The sequence below is a fragment of the Pseudomonas flavocrustae genome, assembly GCF_029872515.1.
Classification (GTDB): domain Bacteria; phylum Pseudomonadota; class Gammaproteobacteria; order Pseudomonadales; family Pseudomonadaceae; genus Chryseomonas; species Chryseomonas aestiva.
Genome location: NZ_JAPDIQ010000002.1, coordinates 471,726 through 498,593 on the forward strand (window position 1 = coordinate 471,726; position 26,868 = coordinate 498,593).

Below are 26,868 nucleotides of genomic sequence, written 5' to 3' on the forward strand. Positions count from 1 at the left end.
GACTTAACCACGGGCGAAGAACTCCAGCATGGCGTTCGCGTTGACGCGGTAGTTGAGATTGCCGCAATGGCCGCCGTGGGGATAGACGGTCAAGCGATCGCCAAAGGTCTTGCGCAGGAAACCAAGGTCGCCCGGGCCGAGGATGATGTCGTCGGCATTGTGCATGACGCCGATCTTCGGGCTGCTCTTCAGGTAGTCTTCCAGCGCGACGAGGCTGGACTTGCGCGCCAGATCGTCGAGGTTCTGCCCCTTGAAGTTCTTCTGCCAGAACGGCATTACCTGCTCGGTCATGTAGCAGTCGAAATCGCACTGCAGCGAACGGGCGAAGAAGCGCGTCAGGCTGGTGCCCTCGCTGATGGGGTAGGTCGGCGGGGTGATCAGGCCGCGGCGGTTGATCAGGTCGGACGTGAAGGCGATGTCAGCCGCCGAGAAGCGGAAGGACGAGCCGATCAGCATGGCCAGTTCTTCGTTGCTCAGTCGCTCCGGCGAGCGCTGGAAATCGCGCACCACGGCGTCGTTGAAGTCGACGTAGCCCTTCTCCTGGAAGTAGCGGGTCAGCTTCGACAGGATCAGCTCGTAGAAGGTGCGGTTGTTGGTCACGCCCCTCACCTCGGTCTGCACCAGGCGATCCAGGTTGCGTACCGAGGTCAGCAGATTGACCGGCGGATTGACCATCAGCACCTTCTTGAAGTTGAAGCTGCGCTGGCTCTCGTCCAGGTAGGAGACGAAGGCGGCGTCCAGGCCGCCCAGGCTGTAGCCGGTCAGGTAGTAGTCGGTGACCGGCAGCTTGGGATGCTGGGCGCGTACCGCCTGCATGGCGCGATAGAGATCCTCGGCATCGTGCGGGGTGTAGCCCGGGGTAGCGGTGCGCGACACCGACACCATGAAGTCCCAGCTGGTGGGCGAGGACAGCTGCACCACGTGGTAACCGGCCGCGTAATACAGCCGCTTGAGGTATTCCTGGGTACTCGAGGAGTAGTTGGCCCCGGTACCGGCGATCAGGAAGATCAGCGGTGCCGGATGGTCCTGGCGGGCAAGACGGTAGTGGAATTTCTTCACCGGCCAGAAGTTGCCGGGCAGCTGGTATTCCCGTTCCGGACGCAAGTTGAGGCTGTAGTCATCCTGGTCGATGGTGCTTTCAGGCGGCAGCTCGGGACGGAATTTTTCCGGCGTGGTGACGATGGTGGCTTCGAAAGGATTGACTAGTGGATAGCCATAGGTGGCGGCATCCACTTCGGCGGCCGCGTGCGCGGTACCCCAGAGACCGGAAAACAGCGCGCCCAGCAGGGCGGCGACGCGCAACGAAAGACGCATGGACAGAGTCCTTTCAGAGGGCTTGAGAGCGTAGGTAAGACAACGGCCCGCCAATAGGTTGCATCGGCAGGTGCAGGTTTCTGCGCGGCGTCGATTACAGAGCGGTCGCCGGGCTGCGTCAAGCGACATCGCATGTCGTGAAAAGTTCAGCTCCTGTCGCTAACCGGTCGTTATGCGTCGCCCAGACGGTAGTGGCCATCTTGCATTGCCCGAATGATGGGGGTGGGGCAACCGCCCGACTTCCATAGCGAGAGGACTGCTGCATGAGCATGGTGAAGAAACTGTTGGGAATAGGACTCGGTGTCGCGCTGACCTCGGCCATGAGCCTGGCCCAGGCGGCCAAGCCCGAAATCACCATCGGCTACGTCGATGGCTGGGCCGATAGCGTGGCCACCACCCATACCGCAGCTGAAGTGATCCGCCAGAATCTGGGCTACGAGGTCAAGCTCATGCCGGTGGCCGCCGGCATCATGTGGCAGGGCGTGGCGCGCGGCAAGCTCGACGCCATGCTGTCCGCCTGGTTGCCGGTCACCCATGGCGCCTACTACGAGAAGATGAAGGACCAGGTGGTCGATCTGAACGTCAACACCCCCGATGCCAAGATCGGTCTGATCGTGCCGGAGTACGTCAAGGCCAACAGCATCGCCGATCTGCAGGCGCAGAAGGCCGACTTCGGTGGTCGGATCGTCGGTATCGACGCCGGTGCCGGGGTCATGCTCAAGGCCGACCAGGCGATCAAGGACTATGGCCTGGACTACAAGCTGGTGGCCAGTTCCGGTAGCGGCATGATCGCCGAGCTGACCCGGGCCGAGAAGGACCAGAAACCGGTCGTGGTGACGGGCTGGGTGCCGCACTGGATGTTCGCCAAATGGAAGCTGAAGTTCCTCGAAGATCCCAAGGGTGTGTTCGGCGGCTCCGAGCACGTGGACACCGTGGCCAACCCCGCGCTGGAAGCCAAGGCCAAGCCGGTCTGGGACTTCCTGAAGAAGTTCGCCTGGCAGCCGGGTGAGGTGAATGAGGTGATGCTGGCCGTGGAAGAGGGCAAGAAGCCGGAAGAGGCCGCCAAGGCCTGGATCGCTGCCCATCCGGATCGCGTGAAGTCCTGGCTGCCCTGAGGGTTGGCTGAATGAAAAACGGGCCCTGCGGGGCCCGTTTTGCTAGCTGTGCAGCTGCTCGGCCGCGTACAGCGTGTTTTCCAGCAGGCAGGCGCGCGTCATCGGGCCGACGCCACCGGGAACCGGAGTGATCCAGCTGGCGCGCTCGCAGGCACTGTCGAATTCCACGTCGCCCACCAGACGGCCATCGGCCTGGCGGTTGATGCCCACGTCGATGACGATGGCGCCGGGTTTGATCCATTCACCCTTGACCAGTCCCGGCTTGCCCACGGCGACGACCACCAGATCGGCCTGGCTGACGTGGTGTTCGAGGGAGCGGGTGAATCTGTGGGTCACGGTGGCGGTGCACCCGGCCAGCAACAGTTCCAGCGCCATGGGCCGACCGACGATGTTGGAGGCGCCGACCACCACCGCATCCAGCCCATAGAGGTCGACGCCGGTGCTGTGCAGCAGGGTCATGATGCCCTTGGGCGTGCAGGGGCGCAGCTGGGGATTGCGCTGTGCCAGACGACCCAGGTTGTAGGGATGGAAGCCGTCGACGTCCTTGTCGGTGCGGATGCGTTCCAGCAGCTGGGTGGCATCCAGGTGCGCGGGCAGCGGCAACTGCAGCAGGATGCCGTCGACGCTGGTGTCGTCGTTGAGCCGGTCGATCAGGGCTTCCAGTTCTGCCTGGGTAGTGCTGGCCGGCAGGTCATGGGCATAGGAGTCGAAACCGACCTCTTCGCAATCCTTGCGCTTGTGCGCCACATAGACGCTCGAGGCGGGATCGGTGCCGACCAGGATGACGGCGAGGCCAGGGGCGCGCAGTCCGGCGCTACGACGTTGAGAGACTCGCTGGGCAATATCCTGGCGCAGGCGGGCGGCAATGGACTTGCCGTCGATCAGTTGGGCGGTCATGGGCGATTTCTGGTGGTGACGGAAAGAGGTCGGCTATTTTCGCATGGACGGGCCCGCTGGCAACAGAGAAGCCTCTGCGGCGGCTAACTCATTCTTCTGCTTAAAAATTTTTTAAAAATTAGTTGACGGGCCGGCGGGAGCTTTATAACATTCGCCCCGCTTGCCGAGCACAGCCCAAGTCACTGACAAGGGCCAGGCAAGAGGCTTCTCACCAAGGAAGTCTCTGCTAGGGCAGCTGCCGTAACAGGCGCCCGTAGCTCAGCTGGATAGAGCATCCGCCTTCTAAGCGGATGGTCGCAGGTTCGAGTCCTGCCGGGCGCGCCATTGGCGGTTCGGCGACGGCAAGCACGTAAGATATGGTGGGCGTAGCTCAGTTGGTAGAGCACAGGATTGTGGCTCCTGGTGTCGTGGGTTCGATTCCCATCGTCCACCCCATATTCAGCGAACGCCAGACCTCGTGTCTGGCGTTCGTCTTTCAAGCGTCTCGCGGACGTGGTGGAATTGGTAGACACACCAGATTTAGGTTCTGGCGCCGCAAGGTGTGAGAGTTCGAGTCTCTCCGTCCGCACCAATCAAGATGCACAGCAGAAGACCGGCCCAGCGCCGGTTTTTTTGTGCCTGGGATTCAGGTGGCGGCCAGCGGGCGTCCAGTGCTGGTACCCGGTCTCAGTGCAGATGCCGCAGCAGCGGCGCACAGAGCGCGACGGCGAACGAGGTGCCGAACACCAGGGTCTTGGTCCACCTCTGCAGGTTGCGCTTGCGATTGCCCGGCGCGGAGGAGACCTCTGCCGTCGCAGGCTGATGATCCGGGCTGTCGAACAGGGTGATCGAGCGGGTCAGTTGGGTGCGCATGATCCGACCTCTTGCCGTCTGCACTAATTGTTATTGGCACTTTCAAGACTAATGCGGCGGGCGGGTAATGCAAGATGCGGGCGGATTCGGGGCGAGTGACGGCTGCGCGGTCGAACACTGACCCGGTCAAGGACGGCCTCGCAGCTGCTGCGGGAGCGGCGCGACTGGCGACAAACGGTCAGTTGAAGGTCTCGGCCAGCAGGAACAGGGCGCCGCCGATGGCTCCGCCACTGAGCAGCACCAGGCTGATCAAGGCGCCCCCGACGAAGTGGGCGATGTCGTCACTGATTTCGTATTCCGCTTTCATGCTCGGCTCCAGAGGATGGCTGCCGCTACAGATAGCAGCCGCGCGTTACAGCGCGACGACGGCGGGCGTGCCGGGTTAGCTGGTCGCCCAGTTCAGCCAGAGGGTCTGCTCTTCGCTGAGCTGACCGACCTCGCGCAACGCCCGTTCGAGGTCTTCCCGGACCCGGCGTTTCAGGTCGGCATTGAGATCGACCTGGGCACTCTCCGCCAGACGATCGGCGAGCGAAAGGTCCGCGCTGAGCTGGCGCAACCGGGGGCCGATGAAATCCTTGTGCTGCATGAGCCGCTCCTGTCTCCTGATACCGCCGAGTGTGGCATGCGCCGCCTTTGACTGAACACAGACTGGAAAAATATTGTCTGACTTGATTGGTTAAAAGTCGGACTTTCGGCAGCTCATGTCGTTTTCAGGTCCGAGCTGTCAGCTTTTTCATAGGGAAGAAGAAATCATGAGCGGGACTTCAACTCGCAAGTTGCTGGTGTTGACCGCAGGTTTCGGCCTGCTGGTAGTGGCTGCAGTGGCAACCACCCACCGTAGCGATTCGACCAGCAGTGTGCCAGCCGTGGTGGCGACCACCACGCCCCCGGTAGCGGCCCACGCACCCACCACGGGTACCCATTCGGTCGCGGACGAACACAAGCAGGGTCTCGAGAGCTTCCTGGCGCAGGCGAGCCTGGCGCCCTGCGGCACCGTCATGCCGGCGACCGTTAACGATCCCGCCTGCCGTGCCGCCATCGAGGCGCATGCCCGGCGCGCCGGCTATGGCGACGAAGAGGTCGCGGCCTATCTGAATGCCCACCAGAGCCGCTAACCCGAGAGTTTAGTGTTATCGGTTATAAGCAAAGACCCTTTCAATATAGGTCGGTCTAACCTGAGTGGTTATTCTGTGCGGCCGCAAAATGAGCCGACAACGGCAATTGGGGCTGTAATGGAAGTAGAGGCGTTGGGCTTCGTGATCGCGGGGCTGGTGGTTGGCTTCATCGTTGGCATGACGGGCGTGGGTGGTGGCTCGCTGATGACCCCCATCCTGCTCTGGTTCGGGATCAATCCCGCGGCAGCGGTAGGCACCGATCTGCTCTATGCCGCCATCACCAAGGCGGGCGGCGTCTTCGTCCACCAGCGCAACCGCAACATCGACTGGACGGTGACCGGCTGGCTGGCCGCCGGTAGCGTACCCACTGCCGCCCTGACGCTACTCGCCCTGGCGCTGCTGCCCGGTGATCAGCACGCCACCAATGCCCTCATCAAGCATGCCCTGGGCATCGTGCTGCTTTTGACGGCCCTGGCCATTCTCTTCAAAAAGCAGATCTTCGCCTTTGCCAGCCGCCATGCCAGCGACAGATTTCACCTGAGTGCCAGGCGGCTCAATGCCCTGACGGTGCTTACCGGCGCAGTGCTGGGCTTCATGGTGACCCTGACTTCCATCGGCGCTGGGGCCCTGGGCACGGTGGCGCTGTTCCTGCTCTATCCGCTGATGGCGACCCGGCGCCTGGTCGGTACCGAGATCGCCCATGCGGTCCCCCTGACGCTGGTGGCGGGACTCGGTCACGCCGGGTTGGGCAATCTGGACTGGCATGTCCTGGGCTTTCTGCTGCTGGGGTCCTTGCCGGGGATTTTCCTGGGCAGCCATCTCTCCGGACGCGTACCGGATGGCGTGCTGCGGCCCTGTCTGGCGGTCATGCTGCTGGTCATAGGCGCCAAGCTGGTGGTCTGAACGTCGGGGGGAAACTTAAGGTCGTTCATCGGACGACTACTGGCAATCCGCCAGGAGAAAACATCTCTAGGATAGACGGTGTTCAATTTGTTATCGCGATTGCCGATAACCTGTTCGCCGAGTTCTCTCCTGGAGCTGCCCATGTTTTCCGCCTCTGCCGAATCCGCCGCTGTCGACGATGCCTCTGCCTATCACGCCCTGCGCCAGGCGCTGGACCGCTCCCTGGCGGTGATCGAATTCGATCTGCAGGGCACGATCCTTCACGCCAACGACAACTTCCTGCAGACCTTCGGCTATCGCCTCGACGAGATCAGCGGGCGGCAGCACCGCCTGTTCTGCCCGCCCGGGGTGGCGGAGAGCGAGGACTATCAGGACTTCTGGGCGGCGTTGGCGCGCGGCGAGTTCCACAGCGGTGTCTATCGCCGCAAGCACAAGGACGGCACTCTGAGGTGGATTCGCGCCACCTACAATCCGTTGCTGGATGCGCAGGGGCGCCCGCAGCGCATCATCAAGTTCGCCACCGACATCACCGAGACGCGGCTGCAGGCGGTCGAGTACGAAGGCAAGATCGAAGCCATCCATCGCTCCCAGGCGGTGATCGAATTCGATCTGCAGGGCAACGTGCTCTGGGCCAATGACAACTTCCTCGGCATGACCGGCTATGCGCTGGACGAGTTGCGCGGGCGTCATCACAGCCTGATGTGCCCGGCCGAATACGCGCGTTCGGCGGAGTACGCCCTGCTGTGGAATCGCCTGGGGCAGGGTGTCTTCGATACCGGGGTCTACAAGCGCATCCGCCGCGATGGCCGGCCGATCTGGATCCAGGCCACCTACAACCCCATCCTCGACAGCGACGGTCGACCCTACAAGGTGGTGAAGTTCGCCACCGATGTGACCGATGCGCAACTGCAGGCCGCCGAATTCGCAGGCAAGATGGCCGCCATCGACCGTGCCCAGGCGGTGATCGAATTCGATCTGCACGGCAACATCCTGACGGCCAACGAGAACTTCCTGTCGGCTCTGGGTTACAGCCTGGACGAGGTGCGCGGCAAGCATCACCGGATCTTCTGTGAGCCCGAGCATGCCCGCTCGCCAGGCTATCGGCTGTTCTGGGAAAAGCTCGGCCGCGGCGACTTCGATGCCGGGCTGTACAAGAGACGCGCCAGCGACGGCCGCCAGGTGTGGATCCAGGCCACCTACAACCCCATCCTCGATGCTGAGGGCAAGCCGTACAAGGTGGTCAAGTTCGCCAGCGACGTCACCGAGACTCAGCTGCGCAACAGCGATTACGAGGGCAAGGTGGCGGCCATCGACCGATCCCAGGCCATCGCCGAATTCTCCCTCGACGGCACGGTGCTCGCCGCCAACCGCAACTTCCTGCTGGCCCTGGGTTACCAGACCGATGAAGTGGTGGGCAAGCATCACCGCATCTTCTGTCCCGACGACTATGCCCGCTCGGCGGAGTACCGGCTGTTCTGGGATAAATTGGCGCGGGGCGAATTCGACGCCGGGGTGTACAAGAGACGCAACAGCCGGGGCGAGGAGATCTGGATCCAGGCCACCTACAACCCGATCTTCGACGCCGACGGCAAGCCGTGCAAGGTGGTGAAGTTCGCCGTGGACATCACCGAAAGCCAGATTCGCAACAGCGATTATGCGGGCAAGGTGGCGGCCGTCGACCGCGGCCAGGCGGTGATCGAATTCGATCTGACCGGCAAGATCCTCGAAGCCAACCGCAACTTCCTGGCGACCCTGGGCTATCGGCTGGAGGAGATCCGCGGCCAGCATCACCGCATCTTCTGCGAGGCGGAGCACGTCGCCTCCGGCGAGTACCGCGAGTTCTGGGCGCGGCTGGCCCAGGGCGAGGTGTTTGGCGGGCGCTTCATGCGGCTGAGCAAGTTCGGCCAGCGGATCTGGATCCAGGCCACCTACAACCCCATCTTCGACGCCGATGGGCAGGTGCACAAGGTGGTGAAGTTCGCCACCGACATCACCCGCCAGGTGGAGATGGAACAGCACGTGCGGCAGAAGATCGAGCAGATGAATCTTTCGCTGCACGCCCTGACCCGCTCCATCAACCAGATCGCCGAGACCACCGACGACGCCAACCGCATGGCCCGACGCACCCTGGAAGAAGCCGAGCGTGGTTCCCTGACCCTGACCCGCTCGCTGGACGCCATGGAGGCCATCGGTACCACGGCCGGAGGCATCCAGGACATCGTCCAGGTGATCAGCGACATCGCCAATCAGACCAACATGCTCGCCTTCAACGCCGCCATCGAGGCGGCTCGCGCCGGCGAGCACGGCCTGGGCTTCTCGGTCGTGGCCGATGAGGTCCGCAAGCTGGCCGAGAAGTCGTCCCAGGCGACCAAGGAGATCAACAAGTTGATCCTGGAGTCGGTCAAGAGCATCGCCCAGGGCAGTGAGATCTCGCGCAGCGTGGGCGAGGCCTTCGGCCTGATCGCCGAAGGGGTGGGCAAGACCCAGCAGTCCATCGAGGCCATCAACGGCTCCACCGCGGCCCAGCTCGACGATGCGGCGCGGGTCAATCAGCTGATCCAGGAACTGGACGCGGCCACCACCCTTTCGCCGGTGGTTGGGGGAGGACGGCCGTGACCCAGGGTGTGGTGCGGATCGGCGAACTGGAAGTCGCGCTGTCCGCCCAGGCCCTGGAACGCGTGGTGCCCTGGCCGGAGCGCCTGGCGCCTCATCCAAGTCCGGTGCCCTGGTTGCTGGGCCTCTTCGAGCTGGGCGGCCAGCCGCTGCCGCTGGTGGACGGCCATTGCCTGCTGGGGCTGCCGGCGGTCGAGCACGAGCGCCGGATCGCCGTGATCCGTCATGGGGGGGGACGCTTCGGCCTGGCCATCGATGGGGTGGTGGACATCCTCAAGCTGGCGGATGACGCCATCGTGCAATTGCAGGGGACGCCCGGGCGCCTGCTGGGGCGCGTCCATCTGCGCCCGGAAAGCGGCCGGCTGGTCCATCTGCTGGATCTGGACACCCTGGCCGCCTTGCCGGGCTTCGAGGTCAGTGCCGACAGGCCGCCGCCGCTACAGCGGCAGGCCGCCATTGGCACGGAAGCGGAGCGGCTCTATCTGCTGTTCGAGTGCGACGGGCGGCGCCTGTGCCTGGATGCGGCGGTGGTTCAGGAGCTGGTGGATCGACCGCAGCTGACGCCCAGCGAATTCGCCAGCGACAGCTGTCGCTACCAGGTGCAGCTGAGAGGCCAGGCCTTGCCGGTGCTGGAGCTGTCCGAGCTGCTGGGGCTGGCCACGTCCGCCCAGGCTCACCATGAGCAGCTGCTGGTGCTGGCGGCGGGCGACCGGGGTCAGTATCGGGTCGCCTTCGGCTTCCAGCGGCTGCTCGGCATGTGGCGGCGGGATCCGGCGCAGTGCGCGCCGCTGCTTGGCTTCGGGCTGGAGCAGCCCGGGCTGTTGCGCGGGGTGTTCAGCGCCGCGGAGGGCGAGGCGGCCATCGTGATCGATCACCTGGCCCTGGGGTGCCAGGAGGCGGCGGTGGCCTATGCGCGGATCTATCGCACCGATCGCGACCTGCTGCGCGAAGAGCGGCGTCAGGTCCGCCGTCAGCCGTGCCTGACCTTTCTCGCCGAATTGCTGTTCGCCGTCCCGCTGGAGCAGGTGGCGGAGGTCTTGCCGCTGCCGGCGCACTACCTACGCCTCGGCCAGCGGGATCCGCGGTTGCTGGGATTGATGGAGGTCCGCGGCCAGCAGATCACCCTGGTCTGCCTGCGGACCCTGGCCGGTGCGACAGCGGTGGAGTCCGGTCCCGGCGATCAGGTGATCGTGGTGGAAGGGCAAAGCCAGCGCCTGGGTTTCGTGGTGCAGCGGGTCGAGGCCATCGAGGCCTTTACCGAGTTGCGCGCCGATGCCCTGGCGCGCAGCTGGCAGTTGCCAGGGGAGGGCGGGGCAGTACCGGCGCAGCGGGCGCAGAGCTGGGTGGGCGTAGGATCCGCGGGCAACAGTCGCCAGGCGACCCTGATCGATCTCGGGGCGCTGGTGAAACGTCTGGAAGGTCAGGCCCGGCAGACCCTTCCGGAGCGCGTGGCTGCGACCGTTTGACGATACCGCTCGTCGCTTCGTCGAACGGTCGGGTAACGGATTACCCGTGGCTTTGTCGGCCACCGCAGGCGTCCCTCATCAAAGCGGTACCGGCAGGCTAGAGCGAGTGGTGTTTGCCGGGAGTCGCCAGACGGGGCGCGCCACCCGCGCCTCCTCTGCCGGAACCGGGTGCAGGCGTTCATCAGCGAGTTGTCAAGAAATTCCGCGGCGCGTCGAACCAGAGGAAGACACAACTTTCCTGGGTGATCCCATGTTCAACTCCGCACTCAAACGCCGCATCGCCGATCTCGAAGCCGAACTGTCCGAACACCGCCAGGTCAGCGCGGCCTTCCATCAGGATTCGCTGCATCTGCTGCTGGACGCCCAGGGCCGGATCGAGGATTTCAACGAGAACTTCGCGCTCTGCCTGGGCTACGCGCCTGGCAGCCTGACCGGATGGAAACTCGACGACCTCATTCCCGACTACATCAAATGCATGGACTGCTATCGGGATCTGAAGCGAAGCTTCAGCGAAGGTCACCAGGCCAGTGGCATCTATCGGCTGCTGCGCGGCACGGGCGGCGTTGCCTGGCTCTATGCGATCTGGACGCCGGTGCGTGACAGCCAGGGCCAGGTCAAGCAGATCCGCTGCTATGCCTACGACCGGACCGAGCAGGTGGAAGTCTCCACCGAGCACTCGGGCATCATCAATGCACTGCTGCGCTCCACCGCGGTGATCGAATTCGATCTGTCCGGTGAGGTGCTCACCGCCAACGAGCGCTTCCTGCAGGGCATGGGCTATTCGCTGGCGCAGATCGTCGGCAAGCACCATCGGATGTTCTGCAGCCGTGAAGAGGCCGAATCGGCCGACTATCGCGCCTTCTGGGAGCGGCTCAACCGGGGTGACTACGTGGCCAGTCGCTTCAAGCGCATCGACAGCCATGGCCGCACGGTCTGGCTGGAAGCCTCCTACAACCCGGTGCTCAACACCCGCGGCGAGCTGTACAAGGTCATCAAGTTCGCCACCGTCATCACCGAGCAGGTGGAGCAGGAGCTGGCGGTGGCCGACGCCGCGCGGGTCGCCTTCGACATCTCCCAGACCACCGACGAAAGCGCCCGTCAGGGTGCGGCGGTGGTGCGGGACACGGTGGCGGTGATGACCCGCATCGCCGACGAGATCCAGGTCGCTGCCAACGGCATCGAGGACCTCGGCAAGCAGTCGCTGGTGATCAGCGCCATCGTCAAGACCATCAGCGGTATCGCCGAGCAGACCAATCTGCTGGCGCTCAACGCCGCCATCGAAGCCGCCCGGGCGGGCGAACAGGGCCGGGGTTTCGCTGTGGTGGCGGACGAGGTCCGGCAACTGGCCGGGCGCACCAGCAAGGCCACCGAAGAGATCGTCGGGGTGGTGCAGCAGAATCAGCAACTGGCGCAGACCGCGGTCAGCAACATGGCCGCCAGCCGCCAGCAGGCGGAGCAGGGGCTGCACCTGGCGAGCAACGCCGGGGTGCGCATCACCGAGATCCAGGAGGGCGCCCGCCAGGTGGTGGGCGCGGTCAGCCAGTTCGCCCGGCGGCTGAGTTAGGACTGCTCGTCCCAGCCAGGCGCGCTGTACCACGCATAACCGGTCGCATCGAGTTCCAGCCAGCGCCCCTGGTGGATGACCATCCGGGTCGCCACCTCAGTGCTGGCTAGACCGGTCGCCACCAGCAGGCTGCGGATCAGGGCGCCATGGGCCACCAGTAGCGTGGGACCCTGGAGTTCTTCCAGCAGCGGGCGCACCCGCTCGGCGGCATCGGCATAGCTTTCGCCACCGGGTACCCGGAAGGTATAGGGCTCGGCGACGCGTCGGGCGTGCTGCTCCGGATAGCGCTGGGCGATGGTCGGCATGTCCAGTCCCTCCCAGTCACCAAAGGCCTTTTCCGCCAGGCGCGCATCGCGGGCCAGGCTTCTTGGCGTGCCCGACAGCTGCGCCAGGATCAGATCGAGCGTCGCGCTGGCGCGTTGCAGCGGACTGCTCAGGCAGGCGAAGCGAGAGACGTCGAGGCGGTCGCGCAGGGCCAGGCCCACGGCTTCGGCCTGGGCACGGCCGCGCGCGTTGAGGGGTATGTCCTGGCGACCCTGGAGGCGACCACTGGCGTTCCAGTCGGTTTCGCCGTGACGGATCACCAGCAGGGGAGAAGGGAAGGGCAAGGGTATCAATCCAGAGCAGTGGGCAGGGTAAGGAGAAATCTCAGGTGGCCGGCTTCCAGGCGCGCGACCAGACTGCCGCCATGGCCGCGGGCGATTTCCTGGGCGAGATAGAGGCCCAGGTCCAGGCGGGCGGGCTGCTCGGAATCGGCCTGGGTCAGCAGCGGCTGGAACACCTGGTTCAGGGTTGCAGGCTCCACCACGGCGGTGCGGCTTTCCACGGCGAGGCGGTAGCAGCGTTCGTCGAGCACGCCGCGCAGCAGCAGGGTGCCACCAGCAGGGTTGCGGGATGCGACCCACTCCAGCAGCGCCTCCACCGCCTGCAACAGGCGCGGCAGGTCGAGGCGCAGGGCGGCGGGTAGCTCCGGCAACTCGCTGCCCAGGGTATGGTCGGGGAAACGCGTCTGCAGCCTGACGAGCAGGTCCAGGAGCCGTTCATTGGCGCCTGCCACCAGGGCCGGTTTCAGGGGCAGGCCATGGCCCAGGCGGACGCGCACGAAGTCGGCGGCCGCAGCGCTGCGTTCGGCCAGGCGCCGGGCCTCGGTCTGCCAGCGCTGCGCCTGGGAGGCATCCACGGGCGCGTCCTTGGCCAGCGCCTGCAGCGGATGCTGCAGATCCTCCTCCAGCAGCACCAGCAACTGTTCGCGCAACGGTGTGAGATCGAGGTCGCCACGCGGGCCGGGACTTTCTTCGCGACGCTGTTCTTCGCGGGCGAGGAGTTCGCCCAGCAGGCTGGCAAAGCCGTCCAGCGTAGCGATCACCGGGCGCTGCTCCAGCAGCGGTGCGGGTTGGGGATCAAAGGCGCACAGCGTGCCGAAGAAGGTGCCGTTGGGTCGAAACACCGGGACCGACAGGTAGCTCTTCCAGCCATAGAGGCCGGGCGCCGGGTGATCACAGTAGGTGGGGTTCTGGGTCACGTCGCTGATGATCACGGCGTCGTGGGAGGAGCGTACGTGGTTGCAGAGGGTGGATTCGAGGTCCAATTCGGCGCCGGGTTGCAGGCCGAAGGCGATGCGATCTTCCACCGCGCAGGCGATCCAGCGCTGCTCGGTGACCTCGGCGACGGTGGCGACCCCAAGGCCGCTGACATCACAGACGACGCGCAGGAGCGCCGCGACGGAATCCAGGGACGCCAGCAGCTCGATGCTTTCGACGGTGCTGGAGAGTTGGCTGGGCATGACGCTGTAGTTCTCTGACGGACACGGCCTGAACGCTAGGCCAAGAGACGCCGGACGGCAACCATCAGCTACGCCTCATTGAGGTTGTTCCAGGCCGAGGCTAGCCGATCAGGTCGGTCGCGTAGGCCAGTACCGTGAGGCAAAGCAGTAGCAGCAGCAGATTGGCCGGGGTGATGCTTTTCATCGGTGGGATCCTCTCACGCAAGGGGTTTTCCTTGTCCAGGTACACCTGGAAACGCCACGTTGGCGCGGGGGATCGCTAGGGGTGGAGCGGGTAGGTTCATCTCTGCGTCTCGATACTGCTGGCAAAGGACAGGTGTCGGAACGCCACTGTCGCCGTTCGTTCAGCGCCTGCCAGGGGAGGTGCGACATCTGGTCGAAGCGGCAGTGCGAGCGGTTCGCAGTTGCCAACCGCTGGGCAAGCCGGTAGCGTGATGCCCCATGCGAACCTTCCTCTGCCCCATCAGCGCCTATTACTACTACCTGATCAATATCGGGTGGTAGGTACTGCGCCGCATGACCGAACCGCCTAGGGCGGCTCGGTCAAGGCAACTTCTCCCGGTCTCCCTGGCACCGTCCAGCCACAGGAGACCCCATGGACAGCACCCAGCAAGACCTGCTCGCCACCCTCGAAGCCCGCGGCTTCGTGCACCAGACCACCGATCGTGACGGCCTCGCCCGCGCCTTTGCCAGTGGACCGGTGACCGGCTATCTCGGCTTCGACGCCACCGCCGACAGCCTCCACGTCGGCCATCTGCAGGGCCTGATGCTGATGCGCTGGCTGCAGCGCGCCGGCCATCCCATCCTCCTGCTGATCGGCGGCGCCACCACCCGCATCGGTGATCCCAGCTTTCGTGACAGTAGCCGCCCGGTGCTGACCGACGGCCAGATCGCCCTGAACATGGCCGGCATCGCCAAGGCTTTTCACCGCTATCTTGAAGTGGGCGATGGCCACGGCCGCGCCCAGGTGGTGGACAACGCCGAGTGGCTCGACGGCCTGGGCTACCTGGATTTTCTCGGCGCCGTCGGCCGGCACTTTTCCATCAACCGGCTGCTGACCTTCGATGCCATCAGGAATCGTCTCGACCGCGAGCACTCGCTGTCCTTCGAGGAATTCGGCTACACCCTGCTGCAGGCCTACGACTTCGTCGAGCTGTCGCGGCGCTACGGCTGCACCCTGCAACTGGGCGGTGCCGACCAGTGGGCCAACATCATCAACGGCGTGGAGCTGTCACGCCGGCAGGGCGGTCCCCAGCTCCATGGCCTGACCATGCCGCTGCTGGCCACCCGCGACGGCCGCAAGATGGGCAAGTCGGCCCAGGGCGCGGTCTGGCTCAACGAGGAGCGGCTGTCGGCCTTCGACTTCTGGCAATTCTGGCGCAATTGCGACGATGCCGACGTCGAGCGCTTCCTCGCCCTGTTCACCGAGTTGCCGCTGGACGAGGTGCGGCGGCTCGGCGCGCTCGGCGGTGCGGAAATCAATCTGGCGAAGAGCGTGCTGGCCAATCAGGCGACCCGGCTGGCCCATGGCGAGCGGGCGCAACGCGATGCTGAGGCAGCCGCCGCCGAGGTATTCGCCGATCGCGACGGCGCCGGGCAGTTGCCGGAGGTCGCCGTGAGCCGCAGGCAACTGGACGCGGGCGTCACCCTGGTCGAGTTGCTGGTCGAGGCGGGAGTGCAACCGTCGCGCAGTGCGGTACGTCGACTGGCGGAAGGCGGCGGCCTGCGCCTGGACGAGCAACCGGTGATGGATCCCGCTATCCGTCTGGCGCTGAGCGACGCGGGTCGGCGGGTGAGTCTGGGCAAGAAACGGCATCTGCGCATCACGTTGACGGACTGAGGAGAAGGCTATGAATGTCTGGGTGATAGGTGCCTCGCGGGGCATAGGGTTGGGGCTGGTGGAGCGCTATCTGACGCAAGGGGCTCGGGTGTTGGCGGTGGTGCGAACGCCGAATGCGGCGTTGGATGCGATGGTCGCGGCCGTCGAGGGGCGGTTGCGGGTGGTGACCGGGGATCTGCGCGATCCCGACCTTGGCACGCGCCTGCTGGACGAGCTGGGTGACGGCTCGCTGGAGCGGCTGATCGTCAATGCCGGCATCATGGGGCCGATGGAAGAGGACGGGCAGCGGGCGAGCGTCGCGGAGCTGGGCGAGCTGTTCCTCACCAATGCAGTGGCGCCGCTGCGGCTGCTGGAGGCCCTGGCACCGCGGATGGCCGCTGCCGGGGTGGCGGCCTGCCTGAGTTCGCAGATGGGCAGCGTCAGCCTGGCACGAGCCGCCGAAATGCCGCTTTATGGCGCCAGCAAGGCAGCGCTCAACAGCCTGCTGCAGAGCTGGGTCGCCGGGCAGCAGCCGGCGTTCGCCGTGCTGGCACTGCACCCGGGCTGGGTGCGCACCGAACTGGGCGGCTCCAGCGCGCCGGTCGAGGTGGCCGATAGCGTCGCCGGTCTGGTGGCGACGATCGAGGCGCGGACCGGCCAGCCTGGCTGCGCCTTTCTCGACTACCAGGGGCAGGTCCTGCCCTGGTGAACGAGGAGCCGGATCGCTCGCTGCGACTGAGCGCTCCGGCCCTTGTCCGACCCCGGCCGAGGATCGAAGATGAGTCCATCATCCTGGGGAGTGCCACCATGCGCATCGACGAGCAAACCTTTCTGGTAACCGGCGCCGGTTCCGGCCTGGGCGCCGCCACCGCCGAGGCGCTGATCGCGGCAGGCGCCCGGGTGGCAATGCTGGATCTCCAGGCCGAGGCCGTGCAGGCCCAGGCCGAACGGCTCGGCGACCAGGCCCTGGCGCTGGCCGTGGACGTGACCGATGCCGAGGCCCTGAGCGCCGCCTTGGATACCCTGCTGGCCCGCTGGGGCAGTCTGCAGGGGGCGATCAACTGCGCCGGCATCGTCGGCGGCGCACGCATCCTCGGGCGCAATGGCCCCCACGATCTCGCCGCCTTCGCGCGCATCATCAACGTCAACCTGGTGGGCAGCTTCAATGTCCTGCGCCTGGCCGCGGCGGCCATGGCCCAGGGTGAGGCCAATGCCGGCGGTGAGCGCGGCGTGATCATCAACACCGCCTCCATCGCCGCCTTCGATGGCCAGATCGGCCAGGCCGCCTATGCCGCGTCCAAGGGCGGCGTCGCCGCGCTTACCCTGCCGGCGGCGCGCGAACTGGCCGGGCAGGGCATCCGGGTCATGACCATAGCGCCGGGCGTCTTCGAGACGCCCATGATGGCCGGCATGACCCCCGAGGTACGCGACGCCCTGGCCGCCAATGTGCCCTTTCCGCCGCGCCTCGGCCGCGGCGAGGAATTCGCCGCCCTGGTCCGCCACATCATCGAGAATCCCATGCTCAACGGCGAGGTGATCCGCCTCGACGGCGCGCTGCGCATGGCCCCGCGCTAGGAGAATCGTCATGAACGACCCCATTGTCATCGTCGCCGCCGCCCGTACGCCCATGGCGGCCCTGGGTGGCGAACTGGCCGCGCTGTCGGCGCCGCAGCTTGGTAGCGCCGTGGTCCGCGCCGTACTGGAACGGGCGGGCTGGGCGCCGGAACGGGTCGACGAGGTGCTGCTGGGCTGCGTGCTGCCCGCCGGCCTCGGCCAGGCACCCGCTCGCCAGGCGGCGCTTGGCGCCGGTCTGGCCCAGAGCACGCGCTGCACCACCCTGAACAAGATGTGCGGTTCGGGGATGCAGGCGGCCATCCTCGGCCATGACCTGCTGCGCGCCGGCAGTGGCGAGGTGGTGGTGGCGGGCGGCATGGAGAGCATGAGTCGCGCGCCCTATCTGCTGGAAAAGGCCCGCAGCGGCTACCGCCTCGGCCATGGCGCCCTGATCGACAGCATGTTTCTCGACGGCCTGGAAGACGCCTATGAACCCGGGCGCCTGATGGGCACCTTCGCCGAGGATTGCGCCGCGCGCCTGGGCATCGGCCGCGAACGCCAGGATGCCTATGCCCAGCAGTCCCTCGCCCGGGCGCGCCAGGCGCAGGCCAGCGGTGCCTTCGCCAGCGAGATCGTGGCGGTGGAGGTGGCGGGACGCAGGGAAACCCTGAGCATCGACACCGATGAGCAACCCCGCCGTGCCGATCCGGCACGCATTCCCACCCTCAAGCCGGCCTTTCGTGAAGGCGGTACCGTCACCGCGGCCAACGCCAGTTCCATCTCGGATGGCGCCGCAGCGCTGCTGCTGATGCGGGCCAGCACGGCAGCGCGCGAAGGGCTGAGGCCGCTGGCGACGATCCGTGGCCATGCCGCCCATGCCGGCGCGCCGGGCGACTTTCCCACCGCGCCCATCGGCGCCATCCGTACCTTGCTCGCGCGCATCGACTGGCAGCTGAGCGACGTCGACCTGTTCGAGATCAACGAAGCCTTCGCCGTGGTGGCCCTGGCCGCTCAGGATGCCTTGGGGCTGGACCCGGAACGCCTGAACGTGCACGGTGGCGCCTGTGCCCTGGGCCATCCCATCGGCGCGTCCGGTGCGCGCATCCTGGTCACCCTGATCCAGGCGCTGCGCCAGCGCGGTCTGCGCCGGGGCGTGGCGGCCATCTGCATCGGCGGCGGCGAGGCCACGGCCATGGCGCTGGAACTCAACGACTAGACAAGGACAAGACCATGAGCGAAGCCTCTACCGAATCGACCCTGCTGCTGGAGATCGAGGCGCGCGTCGCCCTCATCACCCTCAATCGCCCCAAGGCGCTCAACGCCCTCAATGCCCAGCTGCTCCATGAGCTGGATGCCATGCTGGCGCGCCTGGACGCCGATCCCGAGGTCGGTTGCGTGGTGCTCACCGGCTCGGCCAAGGCGTTCGCCGCGGGCGCCGACATCAAGGAAATGGCCGGGCAGGGCTATCCGCAGATCTACCTGGACGACTACTTCCGCGTCGCCGACCGCATCGCCGAGCGGCGCAAACCGCTGATCGCCGCCGTCGCCGGCTATGCCCTGGGCGGTGGTTGCGAACTGGCGCTGCTGTGCGACTTCATCTATGCCGCCGACACCGCACGCTTCGGCCTGCCGGAGATTACCCTGGGCGTGATTCCCGGCATCGGCGGTACCCAGCGGCTGACCCGCGCCCTGGGCAAGGCCAAGGCCATGGAACTGTGCCTGACCGGGCGGCAGCTGCACGCCGCCGAAGCCGAGCGTGCCGGGCTGGTCGCCCAGGTGTTTCCCGCCGACGAGCTGCTGGAGCGCACCCTGGAAGCCGCCCGCGGCATCGCCAGTCGTTCGCTGCCGGCGACCCTGCTGCTCAAGGAAAGCGTCAATCGCGCCTTCGAGACCAGCCTGGCCGAGGGCATCCGCTTCGAGCGCCGGGTCTTCCATTCGCTGTTCGCCAGCGCCGACCAGAAGGAAGGCATGGCGGCCTTCGTCGAGAAGCGGCCGGCGAAGTTCGAGCATCGTTGAGCACGCCCCGCGCCCGTCAGAGGCGCTAGACTGGCCGTTTCAGCCCAGTGTTGCAGAGCCTCCGGATGCGTATCGAGCCCTTGCCACCCCTGACCAATCTGATTGCCTTCGAGGCAACGGTCAGGCTCGGCAGCTTTACCCGGGCGGCGCTGGAACTCAACCTCACGCAGAGCGCCATCAGCCGTCAGGTGGCGCAGCTGGAGGCCTTTCTCGGTCGCGCGCTGTTTCGTCGAGAGCACAAGCGGCTGCACCTGACCGTCTCCGGGCAGCGCTATGCCGAGCGGGTTCAGCAGCTGCTCGCGGGTCTCGCGGAAACCACCGCGGACGTCATGGATATCAGTGGCGAGCAGCAGCTGGTGCTGGCCTGTTCCTCGGGCGTGGCCGCACTGTGGCTGGGCCCGCTGATCGGCCGCTTCGCCAGTGCCTTTCCCGGCATCGACGTGCGCCTGCGGGTGCTGGACAACCTCGATACCCTGCTCAAGCCCGAATTCGATCTGGCGCTCTATTTCCTGCGTGAGCCGCCGCCCCCAGGGTTGGCTGGCCGCCAGTTGTTTCCCGAGTGGGTAGGCGCCTATTGCGCGCCGGACTACCTGGGCGGGCGTCAGCTGTCACCCCCGGAGCTGCTCGACCGGTGCCTGCTGATGATCGAGGACGGTCAGCGGCGCTGGCTCTCCTGGGCGGAATGGTTCGCGCGGCTGGGCTATCCCGCCCCGCGGATCCGCCAGCGGCTCACCGTGAGTCAGTACCCCATCCTGGTCGATCTGGCGATTGCCGGCCACGGTATCGTCCTGGGTTGGCGCCCCATGATCGATGCCCACCTGCAGTCGGGTGCGCTGGTGGCAGCCTGTAGCGAATGCGTGCAGGGGCAGGGGGGGTACTACCTGCTGTGGCCGGGCGATCGCCAGCCGGGCCTGGCGGCGCGCCGTTTCGAGACCTGGCTGAATGACAGCCTGAGCGCGTCGCACTGATCGCTCTTGCATGCGTCAGGCGCATGCAAACCCCTGCAATCAGCGTTTTCCTGCGTCCCCGGTAGCCCCTTAAGCTCGGCGGCAGAGGGCGGAGATCCTCGTCCTGTTTCCTTTATCGAAACTGCCGTCGCCGGTGCAGGGACTCCCGAGTTTCCTGCGCGACTTGCATTCAGGGAGCCAACAATGCAGAGCGCTACGACCTTTCCGCAGCCGTCCGCCGCCCACCGCCGCCAGGCCAACAAGGCGGTGGTCGCAACCGTGATCGGCAACGGTCTGGAGTGGTTCGACTTCACCGTCTACAGCTTCTTCTCCGTGATCATCGCCAAGGTGTTCTTTCCGACCGCCAGCGAACTCACCTCCTACCTCCTGGCCCTGGCCACCTTTGGCGTCGGCTTCTTCATGCGGCCGGTCGGTGGCATCCTGCTCGGCATCTACTCCGATCGCCGCGGTCGCAAGGCGGCGCTGTCGCTGACCATCCTCTTGATGGCCGCCGGTACCCTGATCATCGCCGTGACCCCGGGCTATGCCCAGTGGGGGCTGTTCGCCCCGGCGCTCATCGTCTTCGCGCGCTTGCTGCAAGGCTTTTCCGCGGGTGGCGAGATGGGCAGCGCGACCGCCTTTCTCACCGAACACGCGCCCGCTGGGCAAAAGGCCTACTACTCCAGCTGGATCCAGGCCAGCATCGGGGTGGCGGTCGCCCTGGGTGCAGGCGCCGGCGCGCTGCTGTCGGCGTTGCTGACCCCGGAGCAACTTGAGAGCTGGGGTTGGCGCCTGCCGTTCCTGTTCGGCTCCCTGATCGGCCCCGTCGGTTTCTACATCCGTAGCCGCATCGACGAAACCCCTGCCTATGCCTCCGTCGAGCGTGCCCAGTCGCCGCTGCGGGAGGTAGTGCGCATCTATCCCCGCCAGACCGCCATTACCTTTTCCATGGTCGTGCTCTGGACGGTCTGCACCTACTCCGTGCTGTTCTACCTGCCGTCCTACTCTACTCGGGTGCTGGGCCTGCCCAGCGGCCTGGGCTTCACCGCCGGTGTACTCGGTGGCGTGGTGCTGCTGGTGGCAACGCCCCTGGTAGGGCGCCTGGCAGATCGCCATGGCAAGCGACCCTGGCTGCTGGGGTCGGCCGTGGCCATCTTCTGCGCCGCCTGGCCGCTGTTCTGGATGCTCAATCGCTGGCCGGGCCTGCCTTCCCTGCTGGTGTTCCAGGCCGTGCTGGGGCTGCTGATCTCCGGCTATCTGGGCGGTCTGCTGGCGGCCTTCGGCGAATTGTTGCCGACGCGGGTGCTCTCCACCGGACTGTCGGTGGCCTACAACTTCGCCGTGACCCTGTTCGGCGGCTTCGCCACCTTTACCGTGACCTGGCTGATCGCTGCTACCGACAGCCACCTGGCGCCAGCCTTCTACATCATGTTCGCCGCGGCCATCAGTGCCGGGGGCGCCGCGCTGTTCCGCGACGGCGCCAGCGGCCAACCCTCGGGAGAATCCGCATGACTCAAAACACCTCTCTACTACTGCGCAACGGCAAGCTGCTCGATCTGACCACCGGCACCCTGATCAGCGGTAAAGAAGTCCTGGTGGACGGTGAGCGCATTACCGCCGTACGCGACCAGAGCGCTGCGCCGCCGGCAGGTGTCACCGTCATCGATCTGGGCGGCCGCACCCTGATGCCGGGCCTCATCGATTGCCATGTGCATGTACTGGCGTCCAGTGCCAACCTGGGTTTCAACGCCCTGCAGCCCAACGCCATCATCATGTACCGCGCCCTGCCGATCCTGGGCGCGATGCTCGAGCGCGGTTTCACCACCGTCCGCGATGCCGGCGGTGCGGACTGGGCGCTGGCGCGCTCCATTGCCCTGGGACTGGTGCCGGGCCCGCGGATCTTCGCCTCCGGCAAGGCGCTGTCGCAGACCGGCGGCCACGGGGACATGCGGGCGCGTGGGGAGCTCCTGCTGAACGAGCCGTGCAGTTGCTGTTTCCGCGCCGGTGCCATCGCCCGGGTGGTGGATGGGGTGGACAACGTGCGCAAGGCGGTGCGCGAAGAACTGCAGCAGGGCGCCAGCCAGATCAAGATCATGGCCTCCGGCGGTGTTTCCTCACCTACTGATCCCATCGCCAATACCCAGTACAGCGAAGCCGAGATCTGCGCCATCGTCGAGGAAGCCGAGGCGGCCAACACCTATGTGATGGCCCATGCCTATACCGCCCGCGCCATTCGCCGCGCCGTGGCGTGCGGGGTACGCACCATCGAACACGGCAATCTGGTCGACCGGGATACGGCGCAGCTGATGCGCGAGCGGGGCGCCTTCGCCGTGCCCACCCAGGTGACCTACGAGATGCTCGCCGAGCACGGCGCGCGCTATGGCCTGCCGGCGGATTCCGTGGCCAAGATCGAAGATGTCCGTCTGGCGGGCCGTCGCGCCCTGGAATTCTTCGCCGAGGCGGGCGTGCCCATGGGCTACGGCTCCGACCTGCTGGGCGAGATGCACGAATACCAGACCCAGGAACTGCGCATCCGCGCCGAGGTGCTGGGCAATCTGGAGGCCTTGCGCAGCGCCACCAGTGTCGCGGCACGCATCCTTGAACGCGAGGGCGAACTGGGTTGTATCGCGACCGGAGCCCTGGCCGATCTGCTGGTCGTGGATGGCGATCCGCTGGCTGATATCTCCTGTCTGGTGGGGCAGGGCGAAAGACTCGACGTCATCCTGCAAGGTGGCCGTCTGGTGAAGAATCGCCTCGGGTAACGGGAGTCTTGCCGGACTGGCGCGGTCCCCTGTAGCAGTCAACGCCCATGGAGAACGTGTCATGCCCCTTGCCGCAACCGAACTCGGCAGCCACTACCAGGCCTACCTCGACTGCCTCAACCGCCAGGCCTGGACGGCGCTTGGCCGTTATGTCGACGACGCCGTCGAGCACAACGGCCGGCCCCTGGGATTGGCGGGCTACCAGGCCATGCTTGAAGGCGATCATGCCGCCATTCCCGATCTGCACTTCACCGTCCATCTGCTGGTGGTCGAGGCGCCTTGGCTGGCCGCGCAGCTGGATTTCGATTGCACGCCGCGCGGCGAGCTGTTCGGGCTGGCAGTGAACGGACGGCGCGTACGCTTCAGCGAACATGTCTTCTATCGTTTCGAGAACGGACGCATCCGCGAGGTGCGCTCGGTGATCGATACCGCCGCCATCGCTGCCCAGCTGGCCGACGGCTAACCCGCCCGGGTCTGGCGTTGGCGATAGCCGAGGGGACTGAGGCCCGTCCACTTGCGAAAGGCGCGCTGGAAGGAACGGGGGTCGGCGAAACCCAGGCGCAGGGCCAGCTCGTCCAGGGGCAAGGCGCCCTGGTCCAGCTGGCGACAGGCTAGCCGGCACCGGCGTTCGTCCTTGAGGCCCTGGTAGGTCTGGCCGCTCGCGGCCAGCTGGCGCCTCAGGGTGGCGGGGGCCAGGCCCAGGGCCTCGGCCAGGCTGACGGCGTCCGGCCAGTCCTCTGGTGCACAAGTACGCAACAGGGTGCGGATGCGGGTGATCAGGCTGGCGTCGTCGCGATAATGCACCAGCAGATTGCCCGGTGCGGCGGCTATGAAGCGGCGCGCGTCCGCGGCAGTACGGCGGATCGGCAGGCCCAGCACGGCAGCGTTTAGCACCAGGCAGTCTTCGCCGCGAGCGAAGCTCAGCTTGGAGCCGAAGCGCTGCCGATAGTCGGCCAGCAGTTCCGCTGGCGGCTCCTCGGCAGTCTGGCGGATTTCCTCCAGCGGCAAGCGACGGCCCACCAGCCAGCAGGCCAGGCCGTGCAGGATCAGCCAGAGGGTGAAGACGGCGAAGCTGCCCGGCAGACTGCCCAGGGCCAGCCGCAGGGTCACCTGCTCGCCATTGCGCTGCAGGCGCAGGTCGACGCCGAGGGTCAGCCGCAGGAAGTCGAGGCTTTGCCGCAGGGCATCGCCGAGGGTCGGTTGCAGGCGGGTGCTCTGGCAGAGAAAGGCAAAGCTGCCCGCCGGCAGCGGGCGCGGACCGAGAGCGAAGAATTCATCATCGAAACGCCGCGCCAGGCGATACCACAGCTGGCCGAATAGCGGCGCCGAAAGGCGCTCGCGGCCAAGCAGCAGGTCGGCTAGCTGGACGCCTTCGGCGGCTAGCAGGGCGTCTGGCGCCAGACCACTGCGCCGGCACAGCCCGGCCAGGGCCTCGTCGAGGATGCCCCGCGCCAGGCTGTCGCGCGGCAGGCCGGTCACAGATGCAGGGCCCGGCCCAGGGCCCGCAGCGCCGCTTCCTGCACCGCTTCGCCCAGGGTGGGGTGGGGATGCAGGGTGGCGGCGACGTCTTCCAGCTGCATGCCCATTTCCAGACTGTGGGAAAAGGCCGTGGCCAGTTCCGCCACCTGCTGCCCGGTGGCCTGCCAGCCGAGGATACGGTGGTCGTCCGCGCGGGCCACCACCCGCACGAAGCCTTCCGGCGCCTCCAGGGTGAGGGCACGGCCATTGGCGGCTAAGGGGAAGCTGGCGACCTTGGTCTCCAGCCCCTGGGCCTTGGCCTGCTCGGGGGTGAGGCCGACCACCACGATCTCCGGATCGGTGTAGCAGACCGCCGGGATGGCCACCGGGGCGAAACGCCGCCGCTTGCCGGCGATCAGCTCGGCCACTACCTCGCCCTGGGCCATGGCGCGATGGGCCAGCAGGGGTTCGCCGGTAAGATCACCAATGGCCCAGACGTCGGTCATGCTGGTACGACAGCCGTCGTCGACGCGGATGTAGCGACCGTCGTAGTCCAGCGGCAGGCGCTCCAGGCCTTCGGTGCGGGGGCGGCGGCCGGCGGCGACCAGGATGCGCTGGGCCGGCAGAAGCTCTTCCCGACCGTCGCCACGGGTCATCCGCAGACCCGCGCCGTCCGCGGCCAGACCGGCGACGGTGCAGCCCAAGTGCAGCTCGATGCCCAGGCGTTCCAGGCGCTGCCGTAGGGGCGCCGTGAGCTCGGCGTCGTAGCCGGGCAGCAGACGCGACTGGGCTTCCACCACCGCGACCCGGGCGCCCAGCTTGCGATAGGCGATGCCCAGTTCCAAACCGATATAGCCGGCGCCCACCACCACCAGGTGGTCGGGGATTTCCGTGGGTGACAAGGCCTCAGTGGCCGATATCACCGGACCACCGAAGGGCAGGCTGGGCAATTCCACCGAGGTGGAGCCCATCGCCAGCACCAGGTGCTCGGTGCGGATGCGCAGCCGCTCGCCGCCGGCGCGCTGCACCTCGACGGTCTTGCCATCGAGGATTTCGGCCCAGCCCTCGATTACCGTCACGCCCTGCTTCTTGAGCAGCGCGGCGACGCCGGTGGAGAGACGATCGACGATGCCGTTCTTCCAGGCCACGGCCTGGCCAAGATCCAGCTCCGGGCGGCCGTGGCGGATGCCCAGGCTGCCATGCTCAGCGCGACCGCTGGCGCGATGATATTCCTCAGCGACATGGATCATCGCCTTGGAGGGAATGCAGCCGACGTTGAGGCAGGTACCGCCGAGGGCAGCGCCCTCCACCAGGGTGGTGGCGATGCCCAGCTGGGCGGCGCGCAAGGCGGCGACATAACCGCCGGGGCCGCCGCCGATGATGAGGAGTCGGGTGTCCATGGCTACTCCAGGAAAAGGGTGGCGGGTTGTTCGAGCAGCTGGCGCACGGCCTGCATGAAGCTGGCGGCGTCCTGGCCATCGATCAGCCGGTGGTCGAAGGAGGCGGACAGATTCATCAGCTTGCGTGGCACCACCAGGCCGTTGCGGAAGGCCGGGCGCTCGACGATGCGATTGACGCCGATGATGGCCACCTCGGGATGGTTGATGATGGGCGTGGAGGCGATTCCTCCCAGCGGACCGAGGCTGCTGATGGTCAGGGTCGAGCCTGACAGTTCGTCGCGACCGGCCTTGCCGCCGCGCACCGCGGTGGCCAGCCGTGCCACCTCCTGGGCGCAGCCCCAGAGATCCAGGGTCTCGGCGTGCCGTACCACCGGCACCGCGAGACCCTGTTCGCCCTGGGTGGCGATGCCCAGGTGCACGGCGCCATAGCGGGTCACGGTACTGCTGTCTTCGTCGAAGCGCGCATTCATCTGCGGAAAGTCCCGCACCGCCACTACCAGGGCGCGCGCCAGGAAGGGCAGCAGGGTGAGATGGGCACGACGCCCCTGCCAGCGCTGGTTGAGGGTGGCGCGCAAGGCTTCCAGCTCGGTGACATCCACCTCTTCCACATAGGTGAAGTGGGGGATATGCCGCTTGGCGGCCTGCATCTTCTCGGCGATCTTGCGTCTCAGGCCGATCAGCGGGATGCGCTCCTCGCCGCTGCGTTTCGCCAGGCCACCGCCGCCAGTGGCCGGTGGCAGTCCGGCGTCGCGTTGCTGCACATAGGCTTCCAGATCGCCATGCAGGATGCGCCCGCCCTGTCCGCTGCCGGTGAGGAAGCGCAATTCGATGCCCAGGTCCCAGGCGTGCTGGCGCACCGCGGGAGACGCCAGCGGCGGACTGCCGGGGGCCGGACGGGAAGCCGGTCGCTCGTCGTCGCGCGGGAGCTCCGCTTCCAGGCGTCGCGGAGCAGGGGCCGCTTCGGGCTTGGGCGCTTCCGCCTTGGGTGCTGGCGCCGGCGCGGCTTCCATCGGCACGGGGCGACTGGCCTCGCGCAGATTGCCGTCACCGGCCACCTCCAGGCGGATCAGCTCGGCGCCCACGGCCAGCACCTGGCCGGGCTCGCCGCCCAGGGCGACCACCCGGCCCACCACCGGGGAGGGGATCTCCACCATGGCCTTGTCGGTCATGACGTCGGCCAGGGTCTGGTCTTCGCCGACTTCATCCCCTACCGCCACGTACCACTTGACCAGTTCCACCTCGGCGATGCCTTCGCCGATGTCGGGCATCTTGATGACATGGGTACCCATC

General features: G+C 66.6%; 23 protein-coding genes, 3 tRNA genes and 4 pseudogenes. 20 read left to right on the forward strand and 10 right to left on the reverse strand.

The annotated features are described in order from the left end of the window. Nucleotides 1–3: 3 nt before the first annotated feature. Entirely contained in the window at nucleotides 4–1,314 is a 1,311-nt protein-coding gene (locus tag OMP44_RS06940; protein WP_280307112.1) for an alpha/beta fold hydrolase family protein, read from the reverse strand. Between the two features lie 269 nt (nucleotides 1,315–1,583). On the opposite strand from OMP44_RS06940, the gene OMP44_RS06945 reads away from it, so the two are divergent. Continuing rightward, the gene (locus tag OMP44_RS06945; protein WP_371099721.1) at nucleotides 1,584–2,429 is read left to right on the forward strand and encodes a glycine betaine ABC transporter substrate-binding protein; all 846 of its coding nucleotides are present in this window, start codon (nucleotides 1,584–1,586) and stop codon (nucleotides 2,427–2,429) included. 42 nt (nucleotides 2,430–2,471) lie between these two features. Here OMP44_RS06945 and folD read toward each other — a convergent pair whose 3' ends face one another. Continuing rightward, a complete protein-coding gene (gene folD / locus OMP44_RS06950; protein WP_133859336.1) occupies nucleotides 2,472–3,326 on the reverse strand; it encodes a bifunctional methylenetetrahydrofolate dehydrogenase/methenyltetrahydrofolate cyclohydrolase FolD in 855 nt (284 codons plus the stop codon). A 247-nt stretch (nucleotides 3,327–3,573) separates the two neighbouring features. Here folD and OMP44_RS06955 point away from each other — a divergent pair. From OMP44_RS06955 to OMP44_RS06965, 3 genes are all read left to right on the forward strand, one after another. Continuing rightward, nucleotides 3,574–3,650, forward strand: a tRNA-Arg gene (locus tag OMP44_RS06955). Between the two features lie 35 nt (nucleotides 3,651–3,685). After that, nucleotides 3,686–3,761: transfer RNA gene (locus OMP44_RS06960), tRNA-His, on the forward strand. Nucleotides 3,762–3,812: 51 nt separating this feature from the next. Further along, nucleotides 3,813–3,897, forward strand: a tRNA-Leu gene (locus OMP44_RS06965). Nucleotides 3,898–3,992: 95 nt separating this feature from the next. Here the strand turns inward: OMP44_RS06965 and OMP44_RS06970 are convergent. The 3 genes from OMP44_RS06970 to OMP44_RS06980 form a co-directional block, all read right to left on the reverse strand. Then, entirely contained in the window at nucleotides 3,993–4,178 is a 186-nt protein-coding gene (locus tag OMP44_RS06970; protein WP_133859335.1) for a hypothetical protein, read from the reverse strand. 178 nt (nucleotides 4,179–4,356) lie between these two features. Next, nucleotides 4,357–4,485, reverse strand: coding sequence for a hypothetical protein (locus OMP44_RS06975; RefSeq protein ID WP_260175664.1), 129 nt, complete (start codon nucleotides 4,483–4,485; stop codon nucleotides 4,357–4,359). A 75-nt stretch (nucleotides 4,486–4,560) separates the two neighbouring features. Beyond that, nucleotides 4,561–4,764 (reverse strand): hypothetical protein, encoded by a 204-nt coding sequence (locus tag OMP44_RS06980; RefSeq protein WP_133859334.1) that lies wholly within the window; start codon nucleotides 4,762–4,764, stop codon nucleotides 4,561–4,563. Nucleotides 4,765–4,930: 166 nt separating this feature from the next. Here OMP44_RS06980 and OMP44_RS06985 point away from each other — a divergent pair, with 166 nt between their 5' ends. From OMP44_RS06985 to OMP44_RS24905, 7 genes and pseudogenes are all read left to right on the forward strand, one after another. Then, on the forward strand, nucleotides 4,931–5,293 hold the full coding sequence (locus tag OMP44_RS06985; RefSeq protein WP_280307116.1) for a hypothetical protein: 363 nt from the start codon (nucleotides 4,931–4,933) through the stop codon (nucleotides 5,291–5,293). Nucleotides 5,294–5,410: 117 nt separating this feature from the next. Then, entirely contained in the window at nucleotides 5,411–6,196 is a 786-nt protein-coding gene (locus OMP44_RS06990) for a sulfite exporter TauE/SafE family protein (RefSeq protein WP_280307117.1), read from the forward strand. A 141-nt stretch (nucleotides 6,197–6,337) separates the two neighbouring features. Continuing rightward, nucleotides 6,338–8,200 (forward strand): annotated as a pseudogene (locus OMP44_RS06995) (PAS domain-containing protein); the annotation flags it as partial. Nucleotides 8,201–8,365: 165 nt separating this feature from the next. Next, nucleotides 8,366–8,812: pseudogene (locus OMP44_RS24895) on the forward strand (methyl-accepting chemotaxis protein); the annotation flags it as partial. Continuing rightward, complete coding sequence (locus OMP44_RS07000; protein ID WP_252977104.1) at nucleotides 8,809–10,275, forward strand: chemotaxis protein CheW; 1,467 nt, start codon at nucleotides 8,809–8,811, stop codon at nucleotides 10,273–10,275. The pseudogene OMP44_RS24895 and the gene OMP44_RS07000, both read left to right, overlap by 4 nt. 250 nt (nucleotides 10,276–10,525) lie before the next feature. Beyond that, nucleotides 10,526–11,296: pseudogene (locus OMP44_RS24900) on the forward strand (PAS domain-containing protein); the annotation flags it as partial. Nucleotides 11,297–11,401: 105 nt separating this feature from the next. Then, nucleotides 11,402–11,839 (forward strand): annotated as a pseudogene (locus OMP44_RS24905) (methyl-accepting chemotaxis protein); the annotation flags it as partial. Here OMP44_RS24905 and OMP44_RS07010 read toward each other — a convergent pair. After that, complete coding sequence (locus OMP44_RS07010; RefSeq protein ID WP_280307120.1) at nucleotides 11,836–12,447, reverse strand: histidine phosphatase family protein; 612 nt, start codon at nucleotides 12,445–12,447, stop codon at nucleotides 11,836–11,838. The pseudogene OMP44_RS24905 and the gene OMP44_RS07010 sit on opposite strands and share 4 nt — an antisense overlap. 5 nt (nucleotides 12,448–12,452) lie before the next feature. Further along, nucleotides 12,453–13,622 (reverse strand): sensor histidine kinase, encoded by a 1,170-nt coding sequence (locus tag OMP44_RS07015; protein ID WP_280307121.1) that lies wholly within the window; start codon nucleotides 13,620–13,622, stop codon nucleotides 12,453–12,455. 595 nt (nucleotides 13,623–14,217) lie between these two features. Between OMP44_RS07015 and tyrS the strand changes: the two genes are divergently transcribed. From tyrS to OMP44_RS07060, 9 genes are all read left to right on the forward strand, one after another. Beyond that, nucleotides 14,218–15,462, forward strand: coding sequence for a tyrosine--tRNA ligase (tyrS, locus tag OMP44_RS07020; protein ID WP_280307122.1), 1,245 nt, complete (start codon nucleotides 14,218–14,220; stop codon nucleotides 15,460–15,462). Nucleotides 15,463–15,472: 10 nt separating this feature from the next. Further along, on the forward strand, nucleotides 15,473–16,150 hold the full coding sequence (locus tag OMP44_RS07025; protein WP_280307123.1) for an SDR family oxidoreductase: 678 nt from the start codon (nucleotides 15,473–15,475) through the stop codon (nucleotides 16,148–16,150). A 98-nt stretch (nucleotides 16,151–16,248) separates the two neighbouring features. Then, entirely contained in the window at nucleotides 16,249–17,016 is a 768-nt protein-coding gene (locus tag OMP44_RS07030) for an SDR family NAD(P)-dependent oxidoreductase (RefSeq protein WP_280307125.1), read from the forward strand. A 10-nt stretch (nucleotides 17,017–17,026) separates the two neighbouring features. Next, entirely contained in the window at nucleotides 17,027–18,211 is a 1,185-nt protein-coding gene (locus OMP44_RS07035; protein ID WP_280307126.1) for an acetyl-CoA C-acyltransferase, read from the forward strand. 14 nt (nucleotides 18,212–18,225) lie between these two features. Then, nucleotides 18,226–19,011, forward strand: coding sequence for an enoyl-CoA hydratase (locus OMP44_RS07040; protein WP_158891100.1), 786 nt, complete (start codon nucleotides 18,226–18,228; stop codon nucleotides 19,009–19,011). A 65-nt stretch (nucleotides 19,012–19,076) separates the two neighbouring features. Beyond that, a complete protein-coding gene (locus OMP44_RS07045; protein ID WP_273862857.1) occupies nucleotides 19,077–19,979 on the forward strand; it encodes a LysR substrate-binding domain-containing protein in 903 nt (300 codons plus the stop codon). 183 nt (nucleotides 19,980–20,162) lie between these two features. Then, entirely contained in the window at nucleotides 20,163–21,470 is a 1,308-nt protein-coding gene (locus OMP44_RS07050) for an MFS transporter (RefSeq protein WP_280307129.1), read from the forward strand. Next, nucleotides 21,467–22,720, forward strand: a complete 1,254-nt coding sequence (locus OMP44_RS07055) for a metal-dependent hydrolase family protein (RefSeq protein ID WP_280307130.1) — start codon at nucleotides 21,467–21,469, stop codon at nucleotides 22,718–22,720. Before OMP44_RS07050 ends, OMP44_RS07055 begins: the two co-directional genes overlap by 4 nt. A 61-nt stretch (nucleotides 22,721–22,781) precedes the next feature. Beyond that, a complete protein-coding gene (locus OMP44_RS07060) occupies nucleotides 22,782–23,183 on the forward strand; it encodes an ester cyclase (protein WP_187979057.1) in 402 nt (133 codons plus the stop codon). Here the strand turns inward: OMP44_RS07060 and OMP44_RS07065 are convergent. From OMP44_RS07065 to OMP44_RS07075, 3 genes are read right to left on the reverse strand one after another with little or no spacing between them, the layout of a single operon-like run. After that, nucleotides 23,180–24,199 carry an AraC family transcriptional regulator gene (locus OMP44_RS07065; RefSeq protein ID WP_280307132.1) on the reverse strand — a complete coding sequence of 340 codons (1,020 nt, stop codon included), beginning with the start codon at nucleotides 24,197–24,199 and terminating at the stop codon, nucleotides 23,180–23,182. The genes OMP44_RS07060 and OMP44_RS07065 overlap by 4 nt on opposite strands. After that, nucleotides 24,196–25,578 (reverse strand): dihydrolipoyl dehydrogenase, encoded by a 1,383-nt coding sequence (lpdA, locus tag OMP44_RS07070; protein WP_280307134.1) that lies wholly within the window; start codon nucleotides 25,576–25,578, stop codon nucleotides 24,196–24,198. The genes OMP44_RS07065 and lpdA overlap by 4 nt, the downstream gene beginning before the upstream one ends. Nucleotides 25,579–25,580: 2 nt before the next feature. Further along, on the reverse strand, nucleotides 25,581–26,867 hold the full coding sequence (locus tag OMP44_RS07075) for a dihydrolipoamide acetyltransferase family protein (RefSeq protein WP_280307136.1): 1,287 nt from the start codon (nucleotides 26,865–26,867) through the stop codon (nucleotides 25,581–25,583). Between the last annotated feature and the right edge of the window lies 1 nt (nucleotide 26,868).